Raw genomic sequence first — 9334 nt, forward strand, 5'->3', positions numbered from 1 at the left:
CATCATGCCATGTCCCCTTTTTTGTCGACCCGATTGGCGCGTCGTCCTCCGTGCGGCGGATGGATTTTCTCCCATCTCGTTCTGCTGTGACGCAAGTCGCCAACGATTCCCCATCGATATTCGCGCGGAAAATTACAACCCTTTGCAGTCAAGCGTAATTTTGTGACTTGAGTTGAGGCCCAGCTAGCCGTCGATCTCGATGACCGCATCGACCTCGACCGCGAAATTGAAGGGCAGTCGGTAGACGCCGATCGCGGAGCGTGCATGTTTGCCCGCCTCGCCGAACACATCGACAATCAGGTCCGAGCAGCCGTTCATAACGGTCGGTATGTCGTAGAACTCGGAGCCGGCCTGGACATAGCCGCCAAGCCTCAGGACGCGCGCGACGCGATCGAGGTCGCCGTCCGCCGCCGCCTTGAACTGGGCGATGAGGTTGATCGCGCAGAGCCGCGCGGCGATGATGCCGTCAGCAAGGCTGCAGTCTTCGCCGACCGTGCCCTTGATTCCCCCATTGGCATGGGTCGACAGCTGGCCCGAGATCTGCACGATATTTCCCGAGCGGGTCGAAGAGACATAGTTGGCAACGGGGGGGCAGACGTCGGGCAGCTCGATGCCGAGGCTGGAAAGGCGGGATACGATCTTGGACATGATTACTCCTTGGTAACGAGAGCGGGGTGTTGTTCGGCGGGGGCCGGGTCACCGGGAGTGGCCTCGCGCGCCATGCGCCGGCCTTCCCAGCGGTCGATGACCGCGGCGGCGACCGAATTGCCGACGACGTTGGTCGCCGAGCGACCCATGTCGAGCAGATGGTCGACCGCGAGGATCAGGAGCAGCCCGGCTTCGGGCAGCTTGAAATAGGCGAGTGTCGCCGAGATCACGACGAGCGAGGCACGCGGGACACCCGCCATGCCCTTCGATGTGATCATGAGCAGAAGCAGCATCGTGATCTGCTGGCCGATGGTCATGTCGATGCCATAGGCCTGCGCGATGAAGAGCACCGCGAAGGTGCAATACATCATCGACCCGTCGAGGTTGAAGCTGTAGCCGAGCGGAAGCACGAAGGAGACGATGCGGCGGTTGACGCCCTGCTTCTCGAGCTCTTCCATCGTCTTCGGATAGGCGGCCTCCGAACTCGCGGTCGAAAAGGCGAGGAGGACGGGGGTGCGAATGCCGCGGAAGAGGCTTAGCGCACGCGGTCCGATGATCGCGAGCGCAGCGAGGAAAAGCACGAGCCAGAGGACCCCGAGCGACAGGTAAAAGCCGCCGACGAAACCGGCATAGGTGACGAGTACGCCGGGACCCTGTGTTGCGACGGTCGAGGCAAGCGCGGCGAAGATCGCGACCGGCGCGGTCTTCATCACGAAGCCGGTCACCTTGAGCATGATCGCGGCGACCTGCTCGACGAGCGCGAGCACCGCGGGTGCCCTGTCGTCGATCGCCGCCACCGCCGAGCCGACGAGCACCGAGAAGACGACGATCTGCAGGATCTCGTTTTCGGCCATCGCCTGGACGATCGACTGCGGAATGAGGTGGGTCACGAACTGCTTGAGCGAGAAATCGCCCGTCGCGACGACCCCCGCCGCATCGCCTGTCGGCAGCTCGAGCGCGAGGCTCGAGCCTGGCTGGAGCAGGTGAACCATGACGAGCCCGATCGAGAGCGAGACGATCGAGGCGCCGATAAACCAGCCCATCGTCTTCGCGCCGACCCGGCCGATCGCGGCGGCGTCCTCCATATGCGCGATCCCGGCGACGAGCGTCGCGAAGACAAGCGGCGCGATGATCATCTTGATCAGGCGCAGGAAGAGGTCGGTGAGGATCGAGAGATTTTCCGCGATTTCGGCCGCGCGCGCGGCCGGGTAATGCGAATTGACGAACCAGCCCGCTGCGATCCCGGCGATCATGGCAAAGATGAGGATGAAGGCGAAAACTCTGTTCATGACTGTCCCGTTCCGGCTTCGCCCCGGCGGGGGCGTACAGGAAGCAGAGACGCAGGTGCGGCGAGGTTCCGCAGCGGCAATGCGGTCGACAAGCGCTTTTTGTTGCGACATGGCGGGCGCGGACCGAACCACATGGTGGGGATATGCGATGCCACTGCGTCAATGCAGAGCAGGGTGACATTCAGACAATCGAGGAGACGCGCGTGGCCAGTTTTCGGAAGATGCTCGTAGCGGGAACGGCGATCGCCGCCGGTCTTGGCTGGGCGAGCCAATCGGTGCTCGCCGAACCGGGCCGCGATCTCGTCGCGATCACTGGCGCGACCATTTTCGATGCGACGGGCAAGGATCCTTATCGCGGCACCGTCGTCCTGCGCGATGGCCGGATCGAGGCCGTTGGCTCCGACGTCAAGGTTCCGAGGGGCGCCAAGGTCGTGCGCGCTGACGGCAAGTCGCTGCTGCCGGGCTTCATCGATGTGCATACCCATTGGGGTCCCGCTGGCTCGCCCGGCACGCTGCCGCAGATCGCCAACGCCTATCTCGCGAGCGGCGTGACGACGGTGAACGACTTCCATCAGCAGCCCGAGGCCTTTGCGCCGCGCCGCGCCTGGCTTGCCGACATTTATGCGCCGCACGTCAATTTCGTCGCGCGCATGAGCACGCCGGGCGGACACGGCGCCGACTGGGGCGACACCAACACCACCAAATGGGTCGCGACCGCCGAGAGCGCGCGCCGTGAGGTGCAGGCGCTGCAGCCCTACCGTCCCGACTATATCAAGGCGTTCGCCGACGGCTGGCGCTACGGCCAGCTGCCTGAGGAAACCTCGATGAATGTCGAGACGCTCGCCGCGCTCGCCGACGAGGCGCACAAGCATGGCCAACGCGTCCTCACCCACACGGTGACCGTCGAGCGGGGCAAGCTCGCGGCCGACGCCGGCATCGACGTGATCGCGCACAGCATCCAGGACGGGGTGCTCGATGCCGACGCGATCGCCCGGATCAAGAAGGCAGGCACCTTCTATGCCCCGACGCTCGCCATCTACCAGCTGAAGCCCGACGAAATGGGTCCCGGACGCAAGGACGATGACGCGACCCGCCTGCGCATCCGCAAATATGGCTATGCCGAGGAGAATGTCCGCAATCTCCACGCCGCCGGTGTCACGATCGCGGTCGGGACCGACGCCGGAATCGGCAGCGCAAAGCACGGCATCTCGACGCTCCAGGAAATGGAGCTGCTCGTTGCGGCCGGACTGACGCCGAAGGCCGCGCTGCTCGCGGGCACGTCGAACAGCGCGCTGGCACTGGGACTCGCAGCTGACCGCGGTACGATCGAGAAGGGCAAGCGCGCCGATCTCGTCCTGATCGACGGCAAGCCCTGGGAAACCATCGGCGACGTTGAGAAGATCGACCGCGTCTATGTCGACGGCAAGCTCGTCCATGGCGGCGGCGTCAAGCTGCCCGCGGGCAACCTTGCCACCACGCTGCCTGCAGTGCCCGCCGCGGCGCTGATCGACGATTTCGAGCGCGCCGATGGGCGCAGCTCGCTCGACACGCTCCGCCTTACCGACATGGATGGCGGCGTCGAGCGCTCGGCGGTGGTCTCCAACCGCGTGACCCATGCGGGCGGCGACGGCTCGGCGCTCGCCTTCGCAGTACGGATGTCGCTCAAGGACAAGCCCGAGGGCGGCGTTCTCGTGCCCCTGAGCCGCGGTTCGATGCGTCCGGTCGATGCGCGCAAATTTGCGGGCGTCCGGCTCGAAATGCGCGGCGCCGGGCGCTATCTCCTCGTCGTCAACACGCTCGCCGGCGAGTTCACCGCGCCGATCGACGCGAAGGAAGGCTGGTCCGAACTGCGCGTGCCGTTCACCGCGCTCGTGGCGACCAAGCCCGGCCGCGGCGACGCGCCGTCCTGGCGCGGCGACGATCTCGTACAGGTGGGGGTCGTCGTCCAGCGCGATGCCGGAGCGAGCGCCTGGGGCGAAATCGACAATCTCGGCTTCTATTGACGCGGCGCTCGCCGTTTCGGTTTTGATTAGCTCTCCCGTCGGCGGCGCCTACTCGAACGGGTGCGCGCCGCACTGGCACCGCACCGGCATCGCGGTCCGCCGCAATGCCGATGCGGGTTTTTCGGTCAGAGCGTCTGGAGCAGGCGTTCGACGAGGCGGCGCCGGGGTTCGATCGACGAGATCAGGCAATATTCGTCGAGCGTATGCGCGCCGTCACCATCGACGCCAAGGCCGTCGAGCGTCGGGATGCCGAGTGCGGCGGTGAAATTGCCGTCGGAGCCGCCGCCGACCATCGGGACTTCGGTGAGCACGAAGTCGAGCGCGCCGGCTTCCGCCCGCGCCGTCTCGAAGAGCTTGGCGACGCCGTCGCTGCGCTCATAGGCGGGCCGGTTGATCCCGCCGCCGACCTTGAGCGCGACATCGGGGCCGACCGGCTCGAGCCCGAGGATCGCGCGTTCCATCCGCTCGCCCTCGGCGGTATTTGTGATCCGCACATCGACCGCGAAGCGGCACTGGTGCGGCACGACGTTGATCGCGGTGCCGCCGCTGACCTTGCTCACCGTCGCGGTCGTGCCGCGGTCATAGTCGGTCATGTCCTCGACCTTCAGAATCTGGCGCGCGGCCTCGCGGATCGCGCTGCGCCCGTCCCGGTGGCGCGAGCCCGCGTGCGCGGGGCGTCCTTCGACCTCGACGTCGAACCAGCCGACGCCCTTGCGCGCGGTGACCGCTGCGCCGCCGGGTCGGGCGGGTTCCATCACGAGCACATGGCTCGACCGGCGGCCGAGATCCTCGACGAGCGCGCGCGTGGTCGGGCTGCCGATCTCCTCATCGGGCGAGAGGAGAAAGCGGATCGGGCGTCCGATCGCGGCGCCGAGGCGCGCGGCATTGCGAAACGCCACCAGGGCCAGATAGATGCCGCCCTTCATGTCATAGACCCCGGGCCCGTAGAGGCGGTCGCCGTCGCGGCGCACCGGGAGCGCGTCCGCAAGCGTGCCCACCGGGTGGACGGTGTCGACATGGGTGACGACGAGGATGCCGGGACGGCCATTGTCCGCGCCGGCGTGAAGCACAGCGCAATCGCCGAGACCGTCGCGGCCCGGGAGGCGCTCGACCGTCACCGGTTCACCGGCGACTTCTTCGAGAATCATGTCCTGCATCGCGTTGATCGCGGCGGCGTCATGGGTGGGGCTTTCGAGCGCGAGCCACTGGCTGAGCGTCGCGACCGCCTGTTCGTCTGATGTCATGATGGGCCTTCTTGCTGCTGAGTCGATGCCCGGCCGAAGGGCTTGACGACTCATAGGCGTTGCTGTCATCTCGTTCAACATGACAAATCAGGTTCACATATATGAACGATAGCGTTCGCTCGGCATCCCGCGTCCTCGACCTTCTCGAGCTGCTCGCCGGCGCCGAGGACGGGCTGTCGCTCGCCGAGGCTTGCGAGCGGCTCGGCGCGCCCAAGAGCAGCACCTTGATGCTGCTGCGCACACTTGCCGGGCGCGGCTATGCGGTCCGCGGCGATGGCGACCGCTACCGGCTCAACGAGACGTTCCGCAGCGGCGGTTTCGGCTGGGGTGGGCAAGCGGCGCGGCTCGTCGCGGTCGCCGAGCCGGTGCTGCGCGAACTCGCCGACACGATCGGCGAGACTGCGATCCTCGCGACGCTCACCGACAAGGGGATGGTAAGGCTGCTCGCCAAGGCAGTGACCCACGAAAACATCCGCTACGACATCGACCTCGGCCAGGAACTGCCCGCCTATTGCACGGCAATCGGTCGCGTCCTGCTCGCCCAGATGCCGCCCGAGGCCCGCGCGCCCTATCTCGACCGTATCGATCCGGTGCCGGTCACCCCGCACAGCCTGACCGACCGCGCTGCGATAGAAGCCCGGATCGACGAGGCGGCGCGCGACGGCATATCGGTCGTTGCCGAGGAATATGCGCTTGGCGGGACCGGCGCGGCGGTGCCGATCCGGCTCGCCGACGGCCGCGTCGTCGGCGCGGTCAACGCAGGCTGCATCTCGCCGCGCTTCGTCGGTAAGGAAGAAAAGATCGGGCACGCGCTGCGCGCCGCGGCTTCGGCCATCGCGGCCCGCCTCGACAATCGCGGCGCCGCATGAGCGGGCGCGTCCTCGTCTGCGGCGCGGGCGCGGTCGGCGGCGCGGTTGGCGCCGCGCTCATCGACGCGGGCCATAGCGTCGACTTCGTGGACATGGACGAGGATCATGTCGCGGCGCTTCGCGACCCTGAGCGCGGTCTCGTCATCGAAGGCCCGGTGCGCTCGCGGGCGGGTCCGGTCCGCGCCTGGCTGCCCGGTGAGCTCGCGGGGCGATGGGACAAGGTCATGCTCTGCGTGAAGGCGCACCACACCGCCACCGCTGCCGCGATGATTGCCCCACACCTCGCCGACAGCGGCTGCGTCCTTACCTTGCAGAACGGGCTCGCGGCACGCATCGCCGCCGATGTGCTCGGGCGCGACCGCGTCGTCGTCGGCTTCGTCAATTTCGGGGCCGACCGGATCGGCGACGGCAGGATCATGCTCGGCAACCGCGGCGCGGTGGCGCTCGGCGAATGGGACGGGGCAACGACCGTGCGCCTTGGCGAGCTCTTTCGGCTGCTCGGAGACTTCGAACCCGATGTGGTCGCGACGCCTGACATCTGGGCCTTCATCTGGGGCAAGCTCGCCTATGCCGCGCTGCTCTTCGCCGAGGCGACCGCGACCGCGGGCATCTCCGCGACGCTCGACCGACCCGAACTGCTGCCGCTCTGGCGCGCACTTGCCGGTGAAGCGATCCGGACCGCGCGCGCCGAAGGCGTCGAGCCCGCCGGATTCAACGGGTTCGATCCCGCTGCGTTCGGACCGCGATCGCGCGCCGCCGAGAGCGCTGCGAGCATTCGCGCAATCGCCGATTTCTACCGCCGCGGCGCCAAGCCGCATTCGGGGGTGTGGCGCGATCTCGCGGTTCACCGCCGCAAGACCGAAGTTGATGCGCAGCTCGGCATGGTCGCGGACATCGCGGCCGCGCGCGGTATCGCGACGCCCGCTTTGTCGGCGCTGATCGCCCTCATCCACCGGATCGAGGGCGGCGCGGCGGTCCAGGACGACGTCCATCTCGCGGAGCTCGCCGATGCCCTCGCTGCCTGATCTTGCGGGCCGCACTATCGCCGTCAGCGGCGTCGGCTCGGCCTTCGGCGGCGCGATCGCCGAGGGTTTTCGTGAGCAGGGCGCGCGGGTGTATGGATGCGACCTTGATCCCACAGGTTTTGAGGCGCTCGTCGCCATGGATATCGGCTGCGCGACGGTCGATCTTCGCGACCGCGTGGCAGCGGCAGGCTGGATCGAGGCGGTCGCCGGCGAGGCGGGCGGCATAGATGTCCTCGTGAACAATGCGGGCGGCGTCGCCGGCCAGCAGCACCAGCCCTTCGAGACGCTGTCCGACGCCGACTGGGATATTGTCCTCGACATCAATCTCAACGCGGCGATGGCGCTGTCGCGCGCCGCCACGCGTCATATGGCGGCGGCAGGGTCGGGCGCGATCGTCAACATCTGCTCGGGCGCGTCGCTGCGCGCATCGCTCACCGGCATCCAGGCCTATTGCGCCGCGAAGCACGGGCTTCTCGGGCTGACGCGGCAGCTCGCGCACGAACTGGGACCGCTGGGTATCCGGGTCAATGCCATCGCTCCCGGGCTCGTTCTGACGGGCGAGGCGACGCGCCGCCAGTGGGACGCCTATGGCCCCGAACGGCAGGCCGATATTCTCGGCGGCATCGCGATGCGGCGGCTTGGCAGCGCGGAGGACATCGCGCGCGCGGCGCTGTTCCTGGCATCGGACTGGGCGGGGTTCGTGACCGGACAGATATTGAGCGTCGATGGCGGTATTCGGTGAAGGAGCGATCGACATGACCGACGGGACCGCGCGCGAGCCCTGGCAATGGCAGGAAGCCGAATGGCGCGCGCGCGTGAACCGCGTGCGCGCAGGGCGCCGGCTTGCCCCGGCGGCCTGGCCGGACGGCAGGGGCTTCGCGGTCGCCATCTCGTTCGACAGCGATCATGAGACCAACGAGCTGCGCGATGGCGGCAACTCGATCTCGCGGCTGAGCTGGGGCGAATATGGCGCGCGTGTCGGCGTGCCCCGGATATTGGAGCTTTTGGCGCGCCGCGGCGTGCCGGCGAGCTTCTACGTGCCCGCGGTCGCCGCGCTGCTGCATCCCGAGGAACAGCGCCGCGTCGTCGCCGAGGGCCATGAGATCGGTCTCCACGGCTGGATCCACGAGCGCAATTCGGTGCTCCCCGAGGCCGCCGAACGCGACCTGATGCTGCGCTCGGCCGATACGATCGAGGCGGTCTGCGGAGAGCGAGCGGTTGGCATCCGCACACCGTCATGGGATTTCGGGCCGGGCACGCTCCGGACGATCCGCGACATGGGGCTCGCCTATGACAGTTCGCTCATGGCCGACGAGGATTGCTACGAACTGCTGCTCGACGGCGAGGAATGCGGGGTCGCCGAGCTTCCGGTCGAATGGATCCGTGACGATGCGCCCTATTTCCTGATGGACCGCTTCGGATCGGCGCGGCCGCATCTCGCACCCGGCGACGTGTTCGACATTTTTCGCCGCGAGCTCGATGCAGCATGCGAGGCCGGCGGCCTGTTCCAGCTCACCCTCCATCCGCACATCATCGCCGCGCGCTCGCGTATCTGGATCCTCGACGAACTTCTTGGCCACGCGGCCGCGCGCGGGGCCTGGTTCGCCACCCACCGCGACGTCGTCGCCCATGCGCGCGCCGCCGCGGCGGGCCCGGGATCGGGCGAGGAAGAAGCATGAACCTGAAAATGTCTGGTGGGGTCAACCCGCGAGGCTGCGTCTTAACCAACGAGGGCGGGCATTTCAGGCCGAATCAAGCGCCCGCCCTCACTTCAAAGGAGCCGCTGTCCGCCATGAAAGCGAAACTGTCCTTCCAGTCGTCCCTTGCGAGGACCTGTCTCGGGGCCACGGCCGCAGCGGCTCTTCTTGCCCTTTCCGCGGCCTCCGCCGCGCAGGCGCCCACCGGTGATCCCGTCCCCAAGCTCAATGACCGCCGCCCGTTCCTCGGACCCGATGCGCGGACGAGCGAAGATCCCGTCCGCATCCCGATGAAGCCCGTCGCCGAGACCGGCCCCGAACTCGTCATTCGTGGCGGGCGGCTGTTCGACGCGGTGAGCGGCGGCGTGCGTCCCGCGACGGTCGTCATCCAGGGCAATCGCATCAAGGCGGTGCTCCCGCCCGATGCGACCGGCTGGGGCGCCGACGCGAAGATCATCGATGCGGCGGGCAAAACCGTGATGCCGGGCCTCATCGACATGCACACCCATGTCACCTATCCCGACCGCGCGTCGCCGTTCGACGAGCAGGGCAGCGAAGG

9 protein-coding genes are annotated in these 9334 nt (G+C 67.7%); 6 read left to right on the forward strand and 3 right to left on the reverse strand.

Annotated elements, in window-relative coordinates; genetic code table 11:
• Positions 1 to 183: 183 nt before the first annotated feature.
• Positions 184 to 648 carry a RidA family protein gene (locus VJ811_RS15795; RefSeq protein WP_324074073.1) on the reverse strand — a complete coding sequence of 155 codons (465 nt, stop codon included), beginning with the start codon at positions 646 to 648 and terminating at the stop codon, positions 184 to 186.
• A gap of 2 nt (positions 649 to 650) precedes the next feature.
• Complete coding sequence (locus VJ811_RS15800; protein ID WP_324074075.1) at positions 651 to 1937, reverse strand: dicarboxylate/amino acid:cation symporter; 1287 nt, start codon at positions 1935 to 1937, stop codon at positions 651 to 653.
• A gap of 203 nt (positions 1938 to 2140) precedes the next feature.
• Between VJ811_RS15800 and VJ811_RS15805 the strand changes: the two genes are divergently transcribed.
• Positions 2141 to 3940, forward strand: coding sequence for an amidohydrolase family protein (locus VJ811_RS15805; RefSeq protein WP_324074077.1), 1800 nt, complete (start codon positions 2141 to 2143; stop codon positions 3938 to 3940).
• A 125-nt stretch (positions 3941 to 4065) separates the two neighbouring features.
• Here the strand turns inward: VJ811_RS15805 and VJ811_RS15810 are convergent, their stop codons facing one another.
• Entirely contained in the window at positions 4066 to 5184 is a 1119-nt protein-coding gene (locus tag VJ811_RS15810) for a M20 family metallopeptidase (protein ID WP_324074079.1), read from the reverse strand.
• Between the two features lie 101 nt (positions 5185 to 5285).
• Between VJ811_RS15810 and VJ811_RS15815 the strand changes: the two genes are divergently transcribed.
• The 5 genes from VJ811_RS15815 to VJ811_RS15835 form a co-directional block, all read left to right on the forward strand.
• Positions 5286 to 6053, forward strand: coding sequence for an IclR family transcriptional regulator (locus tag VJ811_RS15815; RefSeq protein WP_324074081.1), 768 nt, complete (start codon positions 5286 to 5288; stop codon positions 6051 to 6053).
• Positions 6050 to 7078: a ketopantoate reductase family protein gene (locus VJ811_RS15820; RefSeq protein WP_324074083.1), complete on the forward strand. Its 1029-nt coding sequence runs from the start codon at positions 6050 to 6052 to the stop codon at positions 7076 to 7078. Before VJ811_RS15815 ends, VJ811_RS15820 begins: the two co-directional genes overlap by 4 nt.
• Positions 7062 to 7820: an SDR family oxidoreductase gene (locus VJ811_RS15825; protein WP_324074085.1), complete on the forward strand. Its 759-nt coding sequence runs from the start codon at positions 7062 to 7064 to the stop codon at positions 7818 to 7820. The genes VJ811_RS15820 and VJ811_RS15825 overlap by 17 nt, the downstream gene beginning before the upstream one ends.
• Positions 7821 to 7833: 13 nt before the next feature.
• Positions 7834 to 8757, forward strand: a complete 924-nt coding sequence (locus VJ811_RS15830) for a polysaccharide deacetylase (RefSeq protein ID WP_324074087.1) — start codon at positions 7834 to 7836, stop codon at positions 8755 to 8757.
• A 113-nt stretch (positions 8758 to 8870) separates the two neighbouring features.
• The coding region (locus VJ811_RS15835) for an amidohydrolase family protein (protein ID WP_324074089.1) at positions 8871 to 9334 on the forward strand (464 nt) is incomplete at its 3' end.

It is taken from the genome of Sphingopyxis sp. (assembly GCF_035250425.1).
Lineage (GTDB): Bacteria > Pseudomonadota > Alphaproteobacteria > Sphingomonadales > Sphingomonadaceae > Sphingopyxis.